11 protein-coding genes are annotated in these 16,247 nt (G+C 43.4%); 3 read left to right on the top strand and 8 right to left on the bottom strand.

Annotated elements, in window-relative coordinates; genetic code table 11:
- The first annotated feature begins 66 nt into the window (after positions 1–66).
- On the top strand, positions 67–1,404 hold the full coding sequence (gene astB / locus ACVBIU_RS07295) for an N-succinylarginine dihydrolase (protein WP_447163420.1): 1,338 nt from the start codon (positions 67–69) through the stop codon (positions 1,402–1,404).
- Between the two features lie 97 nt (positions 1,405–1,501).
- On the opposite strand, the gene ACVBIU_RS07290 is transcribed toward astB, so the two are convergent.
- Positions 1,502–4,015 carry a hypothetical protein gene (locus ACVBIU_RS07290; RefSeq protein WP_447163421.1) on the bottom strand — a complete coding sequence of 838 codons (2,514 nt, stop codon included), beginning with the start codon at positions 4,013–4,015 and terminating at the stop codon, positions 1,502–1,504.
- A gap of 217 nt (positions 4,016–4,232) precedes the next feature.
- Here ACVBIU_RS07290 and ACVBIU_RS07285 point away from each other — a divergent pair, with 217 nt between their 5' ends.
- Positions 4,233–5,561, top strand: a complete 1,329-nt coding sequence (locus ACVBIU_RS07285; RefSeq protein ID WP_447163422.1) for a dicarboxylate/amino acid:cation symporter — start codon at positions 4,233–4,235, stop codon at positions 5,559–5,561.
- 480 nt (positions 5,562–6,041) lie between these two features.
- Here ACVBIU_RS07285 and ACVBIU_RS07280 read toward each other — a convergent pair whose 3' ends face one another.
- From ACVBIU_RS07280 to ACVBIU_RS07250, 7 genes are all read right to left on the bottom strand, one after another.
- Entirely contained in the window at positions 6,042–7,346 is a 1,305-nt protein-coding gene (locus ACVBIU_RS07280; RefSeq protein ID WP_447162079.1) for an inosine/guanosine kinase, read from the bottom strand.
- A gap of 259 nt (positions 7,347–7,605) precedes the next feature.
- Entirely contained in the window at positions 7,606–8,601 is a 996-nt protein-coding gene (gene hemH / locus ACVBIU_RS07275; RefSeq protein ID WP_447162080.1) for a ferrochelatase, read from the bottom strand.
- Positions 8,602–8,751: 150 nt separating this feature from the next.
- On the bottom strand, positions 8,752–9,396 hold the full coding sequence (adk, locus tag ACVBIU_RS07270; RefSeq protein ID WP_447162081.1) for an adenylate kinase: 645 nt from the start codon (positions 9,394–9,396) through the stop codon (positions 8,752–8,754).
- Between the two features lie 430 nt (positions 9,397–9,826).
- Positions 9,827–10,672 carry a co-chaperone YbbN gene (locus ACVBIU_RS07265; RefSeq protein WP_447162082.1) on the bottom strand — a complete coding sequence of 282 codons (846 nt, stop codon included), beginning with the start codon at positions 10,670–10,672 and terminating at the stop codon, positions 9,827–9,829.
- Between the two features lie 88 nt (positions 10,673–10,760).
- Positions 10,761–12,680, bottom strand: coding sequence for a molecular chaperone HtpG (htpG, locus tag ACVBIU_RS07260; protein WP_447163423.1), 1,920 nt, complete (start codon positions 12,678–12,680; stop codon positions 10,761–10,763).
- 186 nt (positions 12,681–12,866) lie between these two features.
- Positions 12,867–13,466, bottom strand: coding sequence for a recombination mediator RecR (recR, locus tag ACVBIU_RS07255; RefSeq protein ID WP_447162084.1), 600 nt, complete (start codon positions 13,464–13,466; stop codon positions 12,867–12,869).
- 236 nt (positions 13,467–13,702) lie between these two features.
- Positions 13,703–14,686: a DUF4862 family protein gene (locus tag ACVBIU_RS07250; RefSeq protein ID WP_447163424.1), complete on the bottom strand. Its 984-nt coding sequence runs from the start codon at positions 14,684–14,686 to the stop codon at positions 13,703–13,705.
- A 419-nt stretch (positions 14,687–15,105) separates the two neighbouring features.
- Between ACVBIU_RS07250 and nagA the strand changes: the two genes are divergently transcribed.
- On the top strand, positions 15,106–16,242 hold the full coding sequence (gene nagA / locus ACVBIU_RS07245) for an N-acetylglucosamine-6-phosphate deacetylase (RefSeq protein ID WP_447163425.1): 1,137 nt from the start codon (positions 15,106–15,108) through the stop codon (positions 16,240–16,242).
- The last annotated feature ends 5 nt before the right edge of the window (positions 16,243–16,247 follow it).

The raw sequence follows: 16,247 nt of genomic DNA, 5'->3' as shown, positions 1-16,247 counted from the left end.
ATACTGACCACAATAATTACAACTCAGAAAAGATATTACAACCTGAGATACCCTTAAGGATAAAGAATGAAGCATTTTGAAGCGAATTTCGACGGACTCGTTGGGCCAACGCATAATTACGCTGGTTTATCATTTGGTAACGTCGCCTCATTAAATAACGCCGCTGCAACCTCAAGCCCAAAAGATGCCGCGAAGCAAGGGCTCAAAAAAGCAAAGGCCCTCGCTGATCTCGGTTTAGTTCAAGGAATGCTTGCACCTCAAGAACGCCCAGACCTACACACGCTTCGTAGAATCGGTTTTACAGGCACAGATGCAGCGATCCTCTCTAAAGCGGCAAAAGACGCCCCAGCGCTACTACGAGCTTGCTGCAGTGCATCAAGTATGTGGACTGCTAATGCCGCCACAGTCTCTCCAAGCGCAGACACACACGACGGTAAACTCCATTTCACCCCTGCGAACCTTGTCGACAAGCTTCACCGCAGCATTGAACCCATTACAACGGGCAATATACTCCAAGCTACGTTTAACGATAGCCGTTATTTCAAACATCACCAACATCTGCCAGAACATGCCAGCTTTGGTGATGAAGGGGCTGCTAACCATACTCGTCTTTGCGATGAGTACGGACATGCTGGTGTAGAGTTATTTGTTTATGGTCAAGAAGCCACGAACCCATCAGCACCTAGGCCACAAAAATTCCCCGCTCGTCAAACACTAGAAGCGTCGCAAGCTGTCGCCCGCCTACACCAATTAGATGATGATGGCACAGTTTATATTCAGCAAAACCCGGATGTGATTGACCAAGGTGTATTTCACAACGATGTGATTGCCGTCGGCAACCAAAACGTGTTGTTCTACCATGAGCAGGCGTTTTTAAATACTCAGCAAAAGCTCACTGAGATTAAGCGCAAATTTGGTGACTCTGCGCTGCACTTTGTTGAAGTACCAACCTCAAAGGTTGCTATTCAAGATGCCGTAAAGAGTTATCTGTTCAATACCCAAGTCGTTACCTTACCTTCAGGTGAAATGGCAATTATTGCGCCAACTAACTGTCAAGAGAACCCAGCGGTTTTCGCTTACCTTAACGAACTTGTCACTCTTGATACGCCGATTAAGCAAGTGCTTTACTTTGACGTTAAGCAGAGCATGCAAAATGGCGGTGGCCCAGCCTGTTTACGCCTTCGTGTTGCCATGAATCAAGACGAAGTTGCCGCAGTAAACCAGCACACCTTGATGAACGATGGATTATTCACACGCTTAAATCAGTGGGTTGATAAGCATTATCGTGACCGCTTACTCGTTGAAGACTTAGCCGATCCGCAGCTTATCATTGAGTCCCGCACAGCCCTTGATGAGCTAACCCAAATCATGAAGCTAGGCAGTGTGTACCAGTTCCAGAGATGATTATTTAACGGCTGTACGTAAGCTGGTTTACTAAGTAAAAAAGCCCCGCATCGCGGGGCTTTTTTACAGGTAAAATGTTAATACCCTATTAATCGAACTAATTAATATTAATATCAATTGAGATAACTTCAGTTGCTGTGCCGTTGATCCTTGTTCCATCGGCTGTCGTCACCCCTGGTGTTTCGACTGTGACTAAAAAAGTTCCAGAATTAGGTTCATCTTCACCTTTAACCGTCACACTAAACTCTCGCCCACCATTGTAGTTCGTGCTCGGCCAAGTATATTCACTGCCACTAACCACTGAACCAGCACTCGCGGTGAACTTAACCTTAGTACCCGCTGGCATCTGCTGATTATGAAGATCTGAGATTGTAAAATAAACTGTGCCTGTCGATTTACCAATAATATCGATACTTTGATCGTAGGTACCATTCGGACCACTATAACTATCAACAATCAATACATTTGATTCATCAGTAGCAAGAGCTGTACTGCCTGACATCACAATAACAAGGCTTCCACGAACATATATAGACTTAGGTTGATTAATACCATCAGCGCAACCATCATGCGCTGTTTCAGAACAGAGCACACCGTTGTATTTACCATCTTTAAGATCAAAAATGCCATTTGCATTAAAATCTATGGGTTCTTCTTCTTCACCACCAGATTGTCCACCAGCCTGTTGCGGGTTAAATAAGCCGTCTTCATTATGATCTACAAATGCATCATTTAGATCAAATGGCATGCCACTAACATCTTGACTGTTCTGAAATGCATTGACTTCGTTTGCATCAAAGCGACCATTACCATTCAAGTCAGGAAAAGACTCTTCGCCAATAGCGGTAGCTGTTATCGTTGCTCGTCCGCCGTATTTTTGGCCATAAAAATTACCGTACACCTTCAATGCAGCATCGTATGCAAGACTACTTATAGGGTTACGGATCTGAATTCCAGCGCCATCAATAAGTTTCTCACCTACAGGCCTTGCAAGTTGACTCGTCCAAATAACGCTACAAGCACCATTTTTGGTCTGGCAAGCATCTTCAATTGAGCCACCTTCAGTTGTAAAAGACACTGTTGTGCCATCAGGTACGGGGTTGTTAAATGCATCTGCAAGTCTAGCTGTGACATTCACCATTGTCCCATCAATATTCCACGCTTCAGCGTTTAACACTGAAGCAGAGAGAGAGAAACTATCTTGGTCAGGAATACCCGTTGAAACAATCAGCTGCTTAGATTGACTTGATATCACTGGAGATGAGCCATCCACAGTACCTGTTACGCGCACAGATGTTGCAACCGTACCCGTTCTGACAACAGTTTGTGCGATACCCTGACTATTTGTCGTGGCAGTAACAGGATCAAGTGAAATTCCGCCAACATCGGTATTAAGCGAAAATGATACTGCCTGGTTACTAACTGGATTGCTGTTAGTATCGAGAACTTTGAACTTAACAACCGATGATTCATCGCCACCAGTTCCTAAAATACTAATATTTTCAGGTGTTGCAGAATCAAATACGATACTCCCAACACTGGCAGATAACACGTTAATGGTTCCTGTCGCTGCCAAATTCAAACCACCAGCATTAGCTGTAACGTTAATCGCATCATCACCTTTACAACCTTGAGCTAAATAAGTGGTTGTTGCTACACCATTCACTGAAGGGACTGGTGAGCTAATTTCAGCTTCTGGAGTAAGCTTAGCTGAACAAGTAGATGAAAAGTTAACATCAACAGGCTGAGTAAAAGGGTTTCCGTTCTCATCTTGTATAACAACTGAAATCGTTGCGGTGCCACCAGCGGTTAGCTCGGCAACACTGATGCTTGCAACCCCTTCCTTAAATGGTGAGCCACTGCCCATAACAACATTAGTCGCACCAACCACAACAACCGTTTTTCCTTCTTCACCAGTTGAAAGAGATGCTGTTACCTCGCCAGCCCCCAATGAGCTACCAGCGTAGATATCAACAGTCGCTTTACCATTTACATCGGTTACAGCTGAGGTAATTGGCAGATCTCCGATTGCAGTAGCAAAAGTCACTATCGAAGGTTTATTGATCCCTGTTACTGTTGCAGTAATCTTGCCGGGTTCTGTAGTCGTAATCGCTTCAATTGCATTACCCGCGGCATCTGTTAATACCACAACAACGGAGGCTCCTCCACTGACTTCGCCACCGTCGCCTTGCATAACGAAAACTAACGGCTCTGAAACAATATCACTGTAACCAGCAACCTCAACGGTTAATGAGCTGGCACCTGGAATATTAGACGTCGCCAACAATACTTTTGCAATACCATTTGCATCTGTTTTATCGGTACCAATACCAGGGATGAAAGTACCAATATCACTGTCATTTAGTTTAAACGTGACAAGCTTTCCGGCTAAAGGACCGTTTAACGAACTGCTTACCACTGCAGTTACTTCTGCCGGGGCGTCAGCCGTAATGGATTCGGAATTAGAAATTGAAAGCGAAACGGTGATGACTTCGGTTGGCTCTGGTGGATTTGGGTTGTCAGGATCGGTAGAAATACTACCTCCACCACTACAACCAACGAGAATAAACGACCATATAAAAGCAATAAAAATGCTATAAGCTGACTTCATTGTCAGACTCCCTGTTACTCAGATTATTATTTTTGATAACTATCAAGCTACCTAGCAACTCACATTACACAATTTTCCCATAACTTTTCCACAATAAACATCTATTTATTTGCAAGAACCCTGCAAAACTTAACTTTTACCCCATTTCCTCGGTGACACTTTCTTGCTAGGCTTTATGACGCAAATTGAAAAGCATAAAAATTATACAGGAAGCACTATGTCTGCTACGAAAACCAAAAAACTCGGCTTAACGAGTAAAATTATTATCGGTATGTTTACCGGTATTATTCTCGGGCTGTTATTACGCAATCTGTTTCCAGAGAGTGACTTTGTCAAAGAGTACATCACAGAGGGTGTGCTCAATGTAATCGGTACCATCTTTATCTCAAGCTTAAAAATGCTTGTTGTTCCTCTTGTTTTTGTTTCATTAGTCTGTGGTACTTGTTCACTGAGTGAGCCTTCTAAAGTGGGTCGACTCGGTGGCAAAACCATCGCGTTTTACTTGTTTACCACTGCGATTGCACTTTCAATGGCGATTTTAGTGGCTATTGCAGTCCACCCAGGTAACGCCAGTATGGTCACTGAAGGCATGCAGTTTGATGTCAAACAGGCACCAAGCCTTTCAGATGTACTGATTAACCTTGTCCCCACTAACCCACTGCATGCAATGAGTGAAGGTAATATGCTGCAGATCATCATATTTGCGGTGATCTTCGGTTTTGCTATCTCGCATATTGGCGAGCGTGGCGCACGTGTTGCAGCGCTGTTTAACGACCTTAACGAAGTGATCATGCGTGTTGTTACGCTAATCATGCAGCTTGCTCCATATGGTGTGTTTGCCTTGATGGCAAAACTTGCTCTAACACTGGGCATGGAAACCTTTGGTAGCGTGGTTAAATACTTCTTCGTAGTACTTGGCGTATTACTTATCCATGCGTTTGTTGTTTACCCTGTGTTGCTTAAAGTATTCTCGGGACTTAATCCATTCACCTTTATCCGTAAAATCCGCGACGTACAGCTATTTGCCTTCAGTACGGCAAGTTCAAATGCCACATTGCCTGTGACGATTGAGACTGCAGAGCACCGTATGGGCGTTGACAATAAGATTGCCTCTTTCACCTTGCCACTAGGTGCGACCATTAACATGGATGGCACCGCAATTATGCAAGGTGTTGCAACCGTCTTTATTGCTCAAGTATTTGGTATCGAGCTAACCATCACCGATTACGCTATGGTTGTGGTAACAGCAACCCTTGCCTCTATCGGTACTGCTGGTGTGCCTGGTGTGGGTCTAATCATGCTTGCTATGGTACTAAACCAAGTAGGCCTTCCTGTTGAAGGTATCGCATTGATTATTGGTGTGGATAGATTGCTTGATATGGTCCGTACTGCGGTTAACGTCACTGGTGATACTGTTGCGACTGTCGTGATAGCCAAATCTGAAAACGAGTTTAATGAAGACATCTTCAACGATACTCAAGCGGGTAAAGTCGCTCCAGGCTTTAACGCTCAGGTACACGCTGAAGAAATGAAGTTGAACAAATAAACATATTCGTTCAACCTAAAAAGGTAGCCTAACGGATCAATGCCGATCGTTTAAGCGTAAAATGAGAAATTAGCTAATATTCTAAAACGTTTAAAAGCAAAGAACCCAGTGAAAGCTGGGTTCTTTCATTGTAAGCCTTTAATCGAATCGCGGGATATAGGCTTATCCGAATAGCATTAATCCTAATGGATGCCTTTTTACTTTCTATTTACTGGCTAACTCGTCAGGTTGCAACCTTTACGGCATAGCATTGCCAATGCTGGCCCATTAGCTACAGCGATTGCTCAGTAGAATTGAGTTTCTTTAATCCTCTCGAAGGTACGCCGCCAACCATACAGTCTACCGGTACATTCTTAATGTATTCGCTCATATCATTAATTGTTTAAATTAAAATGATAGATTCAAAAAAGGCATAACTCGAATTAACCAAGTTATGCCTTTCAAAAAGATGTCGCTATTAGGCCATAAAGGCCGCTGTGCTTATCTTTCCCAGTACGACTCTTCTAAGCTATCTTCACGCTCTGGTAAGCCGCGAGAAAGTCTTGGGCTATGCTGCGCGAGTACTTCATAAGCAACGCGGTTTGCGTACTTACAAATTTGCGAGAACGACGAATAACACAGGCCATCACGCTTGTGCTTGCTCGAACCTGGCACATTGGTCTTATGGAAAGTGTTAGACGCTAAATCATGCAATAGCGCCGCTAATGCACCATCACCGGCGCCGTTAGTATTACGAATAATTTCTGGGCCGCCCATATAAGGTGAAATATGTGCGTACACCTTTAATGGTGATTCACAATCTACTTTTAATTTAGGACGTGAAAACTCATAACGGTTAAACTCTGGAATAGAGCCCGGTAGCAGAGTGTGGCTGGTTTCGCGCTTTTCAGAATCTTCAGTGTAACCCGCGGTATAAAGCCCTAAAGGACCCGCCGTTGTTAACACCATGTCACACCACTCAAGCGCTGCTTCACTGGCTTGCAGTGGATCGCTAAAGCCAGTTAACGCTTCACCTTCATCTTCATTCATCGCCAAAATGGTCACATGTTCGTTAATGAACTCCTGCCACCATTTAGGATCTTCTTCAATGAGGAAACGCGTACCAAGCGTTAACACCACAGGCACTTCAGCTTCTTTAGCATAGTTAATCGCCGTCATTGCCGCGTCAGTGATCTGATCGTCACCACTTGCGCGCATCAAATACGCGGTTAAGATCAACGCAGAGCCACCTTGAACCACTTCTTTATCGATATATTCCGGCGTCATTTTGTCCATTGAGCCTTTGCTGATAGCAAAAGTACGCTCGCCGCACTCAGAGATCAGCGTGAAGCAACGACCAATTGGGCCAGCGACTGGCTGAAGGTAGTTCAAATCGACTTTAGAAGAGGTATTACACAGGTAACGATAAGCATAACTGCCAATTTCAATGTTTTGGCTCATAACGCCAAACAGTACTGAGCGGTCGTCAGCTAAAATAGAATAGTTATGAACCGTATTACCAATGGTGCCACCCGCGAACTCGTCACTGATAAGCTCTTGTTGTTTCAACTCGGTATAAAGCGCGTGTGCTCTATCATCATCGATTAAAGTTGAGTTGCCTTTAGGTAACTCATATCGAGTCAATAGCTCATCTTCCACTTTCGCCTCAATATCTACAAGCGTCTGATCGATACCAGAGATGTAGGTTGAAATTGGCAGAGGCTGTTGGATCAACTGCGCAAGCAGAGGATCACGATTTTTAACGGGAAAATAGTGTTTAGACTTACGCTGACCTGGAAACTTCATATAGAGCTCTCTTTCATTCGGCATCCATGCAAAATATAAATTAAAACGGGTAAGTTATCTCAAGTTGTTTATTCTAATTCGAATAAACAAACTCTGCACCTCTAGCGACTAACGCGATAAAAATTTTGTCTTCAACGTTATAGCCTAGTCAAAAACCAAGCCTATAAGATAGATTCAAAAGGCTAGATGCACGAAAAGGTGGGCGATTTTACCACAACCCTCCTCTTTCGCTAGCTGAAATCACCCAATACAGCAGAAATTAATGCCAACCTTGAGTTTGTTTTTGAACAATTTGGGCTAATAGTTGAATATGTTGCTCTGAATCATTCAAACAAGCAATAAACTCGTAACGTTCACCACCAGCAGACAGAAACGCCTCTTTGCCTTCTTCAGCGATCTCTTCGAGTGTTTCCAAGCAATCACAAGAGAATGCTGGGCACATAATATCCACTGATTTTATCCCTTGCTTGGGTAAGTCCTCTAATAACTGATCAGTTGCTGGAGAGATCCATTGCTCTTTTCCAAATTGCGATTGAAAACAAACTCGCCATTGCTCTGCAGTTAATTCAAGTTGTTCAGCCAACAGTTCAGCGGTTCGTTGGCATTGCTGTTGATAAGGGTCGCCTTCGGTCACGTAGCGCAGCGGTACGCCATGAAACGACATCAATAACACTTCTGCCTGGCCTTTGGCCTGCCAATGGTTTTTAACCGACTGCGCTAAGGCTTGGATATAGGCGGGATGATCAAAGTACTGCTTATTCATACGCATTTCTGGGATATTACGCTCAGCTTTTAATAGCTCGGCTAGCGCATCATAGACCGGCGCAACAGTAGAGCAGGAATATTGAGCGTAAAGCGGCAGAACGAAAACCTTATCAACGCCTTGAGACGTTAAGTTATCAAGGCCTGTCTGCAGTGATGGATTGCCATAACTCATGCCTAATTCAACAGGAATAGATTGTCCAAGCGTCTCTTTTAATAACATCTTGAGTTTATCGCGCTGTTTCTGGCTTATCACCATTAGTGGCGAGCCATCTTCCCACCAAATAGATTGATAGAGTTTAGCGACTTTTGACGGGCGGGTGTTCAATATGATGCCGTTTAAAATCGGCTTCCAGATCCACGGTGATAAATCGACCACGCGAGGGTCACTTAAAAACTGTTTTAGGAATTTTTTAACATCAGCAGCAGTTGGTGAATCAGGCGTACCTAAGTTTACTAACAACACGCCAAATGGAGGCACAGAGTCACTCACATGAATTCTCTTTTTAGTAAGATATTCACGTCAGGCTATCACTGCAAAACGCATAAAAAAAGCCCATTTAAATGGGCTTTTTCAAATATGAGAACTAGCTCATAAACACATATTTACTCGAGTATTTTTTATACTCTGTAAGCGTTGTTTTTAGCCAAGAACCGTAACGATCTCTTCGCTAACAGTCGCTACAGACTGAGTGCCGTCAAACTTGTTATAAGTCACGTCACCTTTAGCTGCAATTGCGCCGTAGTATTCTACTAATGGCTTAGTTTGCTCGTGATAAATATCAAGACGCTTACGTACTGTAGACTCTTCATCGTCAGGACGGATTGCTAAATCTTCACCAGTTACGTCATCTTTACCTTCAACCTTTGGTTGATTAAAAACGATGTGGTAAACACGGCCAGAACCAGAATGAACACGACGACCGCTCATGCGCTTAACGATCTCTTCGTCAGGCACGTCGATTTCAATCACGTGATCAAGTGCAATACCGCTTGAAGCCATAGCATCTGCTTGCGGAATAGTGCGTGGGAAGCCGTCTAATAGGAAACCTTTAGCACAATCATCTTGTGCTACACGCTCTTTTACTAAGCCAATGATTAGCTCATCAGAAACCAACTGGCCAGCGTCCATGACTTTCTTAGCTTCTAAGCCAAGTGGAGTGCCCGCTTTTACCGCTGCACGTAGCATGTCGCCTGTTGAAATTTGAGGAATACCGTACTTTTCCATGATGAATTGGGCTTGGGTACCTTTACCGGCACCTGGGGCACCTAATAGCATAATGCGCATCTGAATCTTCCTCTTAATTTCGCACTGTGATACCAACATCCGCCTAGAATAAGCAAAAAGCTGTCTAGTCGATGGGTATTGTTATGTTTAGGGCGGCGATCTTCGCATAAATAGCCGCTATTTTGAAGCTATTTTCATTCGACTTTAGCATCAGTCATAATAAAAATCTTTGATACTAGGGCTGTTAATCTTTCGAGCTTAGCTTTTGTTCGGATCCAATCGTTTTAGTGCAAGGCATAAACAATGATGATTAGCTAGCTAAGCAAAAAGCGTGTAACGCAGCAATAGAACGATTGAAGCGCCGCGCTTCTTGGCTATTTTACTGCGTTATAGGCTATATGTGGAGAATGGCTAAGCGGCATAACCTTTACCTTATCAAATAGCCAATAAACAGCGGCAAAAGTAACCGTGAAAGGTCAACCATCACCAATCAGTAAAGTAAAGTGTAGAGTTTACGTCTGTATTGATTAGCTAAGCTATTGCCTTGCCCTAACGCGGTTAAAATCTCTAAAAAAAGTCCCTTTACCTTGCCATCTAATGCGGAAACATCTTTTTGCAGCGGTGCAAACAACAAAGCTAATGCTTCATCGTTACGTCCTGCTTGATGCAATGCTTTCGCTAACTCAACTGCTAAGGCTAAGTTATCAGGGGCATTGTCTACATCTTGTTGCAGCTTTCTAATCTCGGGCGTATCGGCAGCATCTAACGCTAAAGCTAACTTTGCCTTGAGACTTTGATAATAACTGTCTTGATCAGCCAGGCCTACAGAGTCGAGTAAACCTTGAGCATCTTCAAGTACACCCAGTGACAGATAAACATCGGCTAATGCTAACGCGATTTCTGGCAGTTGCTTGTCGCTATACGCCTCTTTTAACAAAGGCAAAGCGCCAATGGCATTTTGCTCGGCTAAAAATACACGTGCTTGATTAAGCTTAAGTTGCCACTCAGCGGGTAGATGCTTATCTAGCATCTCTAATATTTGCGGCGCTTCTTGTACACCAGCAAAACCATCAACCGGTTTACCTTCATGCAAAACTAGGGTGGTTGGCAAACTTTGGATCTGGAAATAATTAGCAATTTCCATTTCTGTTTCACAGTTAACTTTAGCGAGTACAAAACGGCCCGCTTGCTGCTGTGCAATATTCTCAAGGGTCTGCATCAAGGCTAAGCTCTCAGGGCTTTGACTCGCCCAAAAGGCCATCACAACGACCTGCTCCATCGAAGCATCGACTACTTGTTGAATATTTTCTTTAGTCAGTTCTAGAATCGATTCCATAACTTTCCTTTAGCTTTCGCCTGAACTTATACCAATCTGGACCATAAAAAAGAGGCAGTGTTACTGCCTCTTTAATCATAGCTGCTAATTACTTAACGTTAGCTAGTAGCATTTGGTTCATTAGCTTAATAAACGCAGATGGGTCAGCTAGGCTGCCTTTTTCTGACAACAATGCTTGCTGTAATAATAGCTCTGACCACTGTGCAAATTGCTGCTCGTCTTGCTCGTCATTTAAACGTGCTACTAGAGGGTGCTCAGGGTTTAGCTCAAATGTCGGCTTAGGCTCTGGTACATCTTGACCAGCTGCTTGCATCAACTTGATCATCTGCGTCGACATCTCACCTTCACCAGCAACCACACAAGCAGGGGTATCGGTTAGACGTGTCGTCACCTTAACCTCGGAAACTTTATCGCCTAGGCTATCTTTAACGCGCTTAACTAAGCCTTCTGACTCAGTTTCAAGTTTCTCTTGTGCTTCTTTCTCACCCGCATCTTCAAGCTCACCCAGTTCAAGATCACCACGTGTAACTGAATGTAACTTCTTACCGTCAAATTCAGTTAAGTGATTAATCAACCACTCATCGATACGCTCTGACATCAACAGCACTTCGATGCCCTTCTTACGCAGTAATTCAAGGTGTGGGCTGTTTGCAGCAGCTTCATAGCTGTCGGCGACAATGAAATAGATCTTAGACTGACCTTCTTTCATACGTTCAACATAATCTGCCAGTGATACATTGGCAGTCGCTTCACCGGTATGCGTCGATGCAAAACGTAATAGGCCAGCGATACGTTCTTTGTTAGCAAAATCTTCAGCTGGGCCTTCTTTTAGCACTTGGCCAAATTCGGTCCAAAAAGACTGATACTTTTCAGCATCATTCTTAGCAAGCTTTTCAAGCATGCCCAGTACACGCTTAGTTACAGCAGTGCGCAGTGCCGTGGTGACTTTATTATCTTGTAAAATCTCACGAGATACGTTCAGAGGTAAGTCGTTTGAGTCGATAAGGCCCTGCACAAAACGTAAGTAACTTGGCATAAACTGCTCTGCATCGTCCATCACAAATACACGTTGCACAAACAGCTTTAGACCATGTTTACGGTCGCGATTCCACATATCCCAAGGCGCTTTAGCTGGAACATAAAGTAAACTCGTGTATTCTTGCTTACCTTCTACACGGTTGTGACTCCAAAGTAATGGGTCAGCAAAATCATGAGAAAGGTATTTGTAAAACTCTTTGTACTCTTCCTCTGACACATCGCTCTTGTTACGAGTCCAAAGTGCTGTCGCTTTGTTGATAGGCTTCCAGCTACCTTCAACTGCAGGCGTTGCTTCAGCGCCCTCTTCTGTTGCTTCAACCGCAGGCGTGCCTTCTTCATACATCTCTACCGGTACAGAGATATGATCTGAGTACTTAGTGATGATTGAACGTAGGCGATGGTCATCTGCAAACTCTTGCTCATCTGCACGCAGATGTAATGTGATTTCAGTACCCCGGTTTTGCTTAGAGATAGTCTCAACGGTAAAGTCACCTTCACCCGCAGACTCCCAAAGTACCGCTTCATCAACGCTATGACCTGCAGCGCGAGTGCGTACAGTTACACGATCAGCAACAATAAAAGCTGAGTAGAAACCAACACCAAACTGACCAATTAACTGTGAATCTTTTGATTCGTCACCTGAAAGGTTTTTGAAAAAATCTGCGGTGCCTGACTTGGCGATTGTGCCTAAGTGTTCAATCACACCATCGCGCGTCATACCAATACCGTTATCTTCAATCGTTACGGTACCTTTCTCTTTATCGGTGCTAATGCGAACCCGTAGTTCGCCATCACCGCCATAAAGATCATCGTTTGTAAGGGCTTCATAGCGTAGCTTATCTGCCGCGTCTGCCGCGTTAGATACCAACTCACGCAAAAAGATCTCTTTATTCGAGTACAAAGAGTGGATCATCAAATGCAATAGTTGTTTGACTTCAGTTTGAAAGCCGTGCGTCTCTTGTTGTGACATGAAATGTTCCCTTTAAAAATCAGTTTAAATAAAGCTTACAAATAAGATGGGGTTATAAAATGGCTTTTCAAGGGAGAAATGCTGCATTGGTTTTAATTGCACAAAAAAAACCCAGTCTGCGACAATGCGTTGACTGGGTTTAATTGCGTTTTTTATATGCACTTCATCATGCAAAGCACACAAACATTAAATCGGTAAACGTCCGTTAAAAGAAAGCGCTAACGTGGTGCTATCAACATACTCCAGCTCACCGCCGACGGGTACACCATGGGCAATTCGGCTAACGGTTAGTTGGTGACGCTTTGCCATATCGGCGATATAGTGCGCAGTGGCGTCACCCTCAACAGTGGGATTGGTCGCTAAAATAAGCTCATTGATATCACCTGACGCTAAATGCTGCTCAAGTAGCGCCAGCCCTAACTCTTCAGGGCCAACACCGTCAAGCGGAGATAAGTGCCCTAATAAGACAAAGTATCGCCCAGAAAAATGACCGCCAGCCTCAATTGCCAACACATCCGCAGGAGTTTCAACTACGCAAATCACATCTGAATGACCACGCTTTGTACTGACACAAATTGGGCAGTAAGTTTCCTCGGTGAAAGTACGACATGACTGACAATGTCCGACATCTGACATCGCTTTAGCTAGCGAGTCAGCAAGTTTAGATCCCGCTTTACGGTCACGCTCTAACAGCTGAAACGCCATTCTTTGGGCAGATTTTGGGCCAACACCAGGTAAACAACGAAGTGACTGAATGAGCTCATCAACGAGTGGACTAAATTTCATTTAACGTTCCGCATAACAAGGTGCTGCACACCTCTAAAATTGAATTAAATAGCCAAAGGAAAAAGCTTTGCTAAATAGATTGGTTGGGGATGTTAACATAGAAAGCCTGAATTTGAGCGTGATTTCACGTTAAATAAAACCAGACATACTCTCTAAAATCCCCACCGCTTCACGGCTAAATTTGCCGTTAAAAACACTTAACTTTAATTAGAAATCTAACAGCTCCTAGTCCCATTTTAAGAAACTGACGTTCCATTTGGTTCTAAAGCATGATCCAACAAGGTCAGTAAACTTTTTATATATGAAACACGTTGCTCAACATCGGCTCGGTTTGGTTGCAAAGAAATTTTACCGCCGATAAAGCTCAAGCTGTGCGGTTGACACGCCTGCAATGAATTTGCGATCTCTTTAAAGGTCAATAATGAACCTTCGGCATAACTTGGAATATAGAGATCTTTAGCAGGAGGCATGTGGGTATCCTTCCACTTGCCATACGGCCCTTCAATATCACTGGCTCCAGAAAATATAATGCCTTTCAGTAATCCGCTCTGCTTAGCCAATTCAATGTGCTGTAAAGGTCCGTTAGTACTGCGAGCCTCAATTGCCGAACGCCCCCAATTAATACTAATACCTAGGTCACTCTGTAGTTTACTATTAACGTATTGTGCAGCCGAGATCTCATCTTCTAAACGCATAAATCCTTTTTCTGCATCTTGGCCTTCTATATAGGCATCACAATGCTCAATAACCAGTTTTGCTCCGTGCCAATCCCACGACAACATTGTCTCTAATGAATATTGTAAGGCTGTAACAGACGATGTTGAATTTTTTGATATTTTGGGAGCCGTATGAATCTTAAGAAAACTTACCGCCTCCCGTCCAAGATGATTATTTAATGTAATAATCGCTTGTTGAGCCTGCTGATAAAAAACTAATGCGGCTTGTCTACCGGCTTCATTTGTTGACGCTATACCGAAGTGGGGATTACTCGCTAACTGTCCCATCACTCCTGGAATAGAGGTAAATACAAACTGCCAGTCCTTACTGACATTACTTAAAAACCATTCATCATCATAAGGATGTAACTTACCGACAAAAGGATGTTCAATACCAATAATGTTTTCTTCGGACTTTAAATGTTGATAATACTGTGTCTCAAGCTCAGGCTCCCAACCTGCAGCCGAAGGAGCAGTAGCATATGCGCCAACAATATATTCCATCAATCGTTTTCCTTATCATAATAAAAACCTAACAGGTATACCTATTACACCACCATGTAAGTATAGATGCAATTTTGTTTATGGACATTCGTTTGCATAGCTAGTACTGCTATGCCTCAATAGCATCACAGCTTGCACATCAATATCTAGTTTAACTAATCAGCCTGCGGGTTTGACCCTCACAGAGATAACATCAATCCAAAATAGACTCGTGCGCAATTCACTCCCCAACAAGCATAAGCCACATCAACACGAAACTTTTCTTTGACAAAAAACAAACAACTGGTACATTGGTATAACAGGTTGACGAGATACCTGTTATGACAGGTAGCGCAACTGGCTAACCTTACACTCACTCAGCGCCGGATCATAGAACCGCATCAAGTGGGATTGTCTTCAGCAATAGAGCCTAATAAATCATGATTACGACAGTGATAGCCGAGCAAGTATTTAATGGTAGAGAGATCTTGGAAGATCAGCCAATCACTTTCCAAGATGGTAAAGTGATTGCTTTTGATAGCGTAAACAACGCAAAAGAATTCAAAATTTCAGGATTATTAACCCCAGGCTTTATTGACGTTCAAGTTAATGGTGGTGGCGGCTATTTGTTTAATCAGCAAACTCACTTAACGGCTCTCGAAGCTATGGTGCATGCCCACAGTCGTTATGGCACCACTGGGTTACTTCCAACGCTAATTACCAGTGATTTAACCACATTAAACAATGCCGCAAATACTATCGCTGACGCCATTAAAAAACGGCTTCCAGGCGTTATAGGTGTTCACTTTGAAGGACCTCATATCAGCGAGCCCAAAAAAGGGATCCACAATAGCCAGCACATAAGGGCCCTAAGTGATCAAGAAATGGCAGTGTATTGCCGTAACGACCTAGGTATAAAAGTGGTCACCATCGCACCAGAGTGTGTGACAACAGAGCAAGTAAAATCGCTAATAGCACACAATGTTAAAGTATGTTTAGGCCACTCCAATGCGAGCTTTGAACTCACTCAAACAGCGCTCGATACTGGCGCAATCGGGTTTACTCATCTATTTAATGCAATGTCGCCACTCACATCCCGAGACCCCAATATGCTAGGCGCTGCACTTCTTGATAAGAATAGCTGGTGTGGCCTTATCTTAGACGGCCATCACGTGCACCCTGCAACGGCAAAGCTTGCTACCAAAGTTAAAAGCAATGGAAAAATGATGTTAGTGACTGATGCAATGTCTACCATTGGTAGCAACCAACAAACATTTGAGTTTGATGGTCATCAAATACAACTCAGCACTAATAAGTTAACCAGCCAAACCGGTCAATTAGCAGGCTCTGCATTAGATATGATAACGGCGGTCAACAACGCCCAAACTATGCTAGATATTTCACTAGAAGAGTCTCTAAGAATGGCAAGTGTGTATCCAGCAGACTTTCTCGGCATTAATACAGCCACGCAATTACTTGCAATAGGCGCTAATGCAGACTTCACCGTACTTGAAAAGAGTAACCAAACAAGTTTACACGTAAACCAAACATGGATTGATGGCAAACAAATATTTTAATTTAA

The sequence above is a fragment of the Shewanella sp. 30m-14 genome (assembly GCF_052977125.1).
Note: the sequence above shows the minus strand (reverse complement) of the source record. Positions and strands in the feature narration are given on the sequence as shown.

Bases quoted from the DNA above. Each gene is read 5' to 3' on its own strand.
- astB (WP_447163420.1), top strand. From the start codon at position 67: ATGAAGCATTTTGAAGCGAATTTCGACGGACTCGTTGGGCCAACGCAT.
- ACVBIU_RS07290 (WP_447163421.1), bottom strand. From the start codon at position 4,015: ATGAAGTCAGCTTATAGCATTTTTATTGCTTTTATATGGTCGTTTATT.
- ACVBIU_RS07285 (WP_447163422.1), top strand. From the start codon at position 4,233: ATGTCTGCTACGAAAACCAAAAAACTCGGCTTAACGAGTAAAATTATT.
- ACVBIU_RS07280 (WP_447162079.1), bottom strand. From the start codon at position 7,346: ATGAAGTTTCCAGGTCAGCGTAAGTCTAAACACTATTTTCCCGTTAAA.
- adk (WP_447162081.1), bottom strand. From the start codon at position 9,396: ATGCGCATTATGCTATTAGGTGCCCCAGGTGCCGGTAAAGGTACCCAA.
- ACVBIU_RS07265 (WP_447162082.1), bottom strand. From the start codon at position 10,672: ATGGAATCGATTCTAGAACTGACTAAAGAAAATATTCAACAAGTAGTC.
- htpG (WP_447163423.1), bottom strand. From the start codon at position 12,680: ATGTCACAACAAGAGACGCACGGCTTTCAAACTGAAGTCAAACAACTA.
- recR (WP_447162084.1), bottom strand. From the start codon at position 13,466: ATGAAATTTAGTCCACTCGTTGATGAGCTCATTCAGTCACTTCGTTGT.
- ACVBIU_RS07250 (WP_447163424.1), bottom strand. From the start codon at position 14,686: ATGGAATATATTGTTGGCGCATATGCTACTGCTCCTTCGGCTGCAGGT.
- nagA (WP_447163425.1), top strand. From the start codon at position 15,106: ATGATTACGACAGTGATAGCCGAGCAAGTATTTAATGGTAGAGAGATC.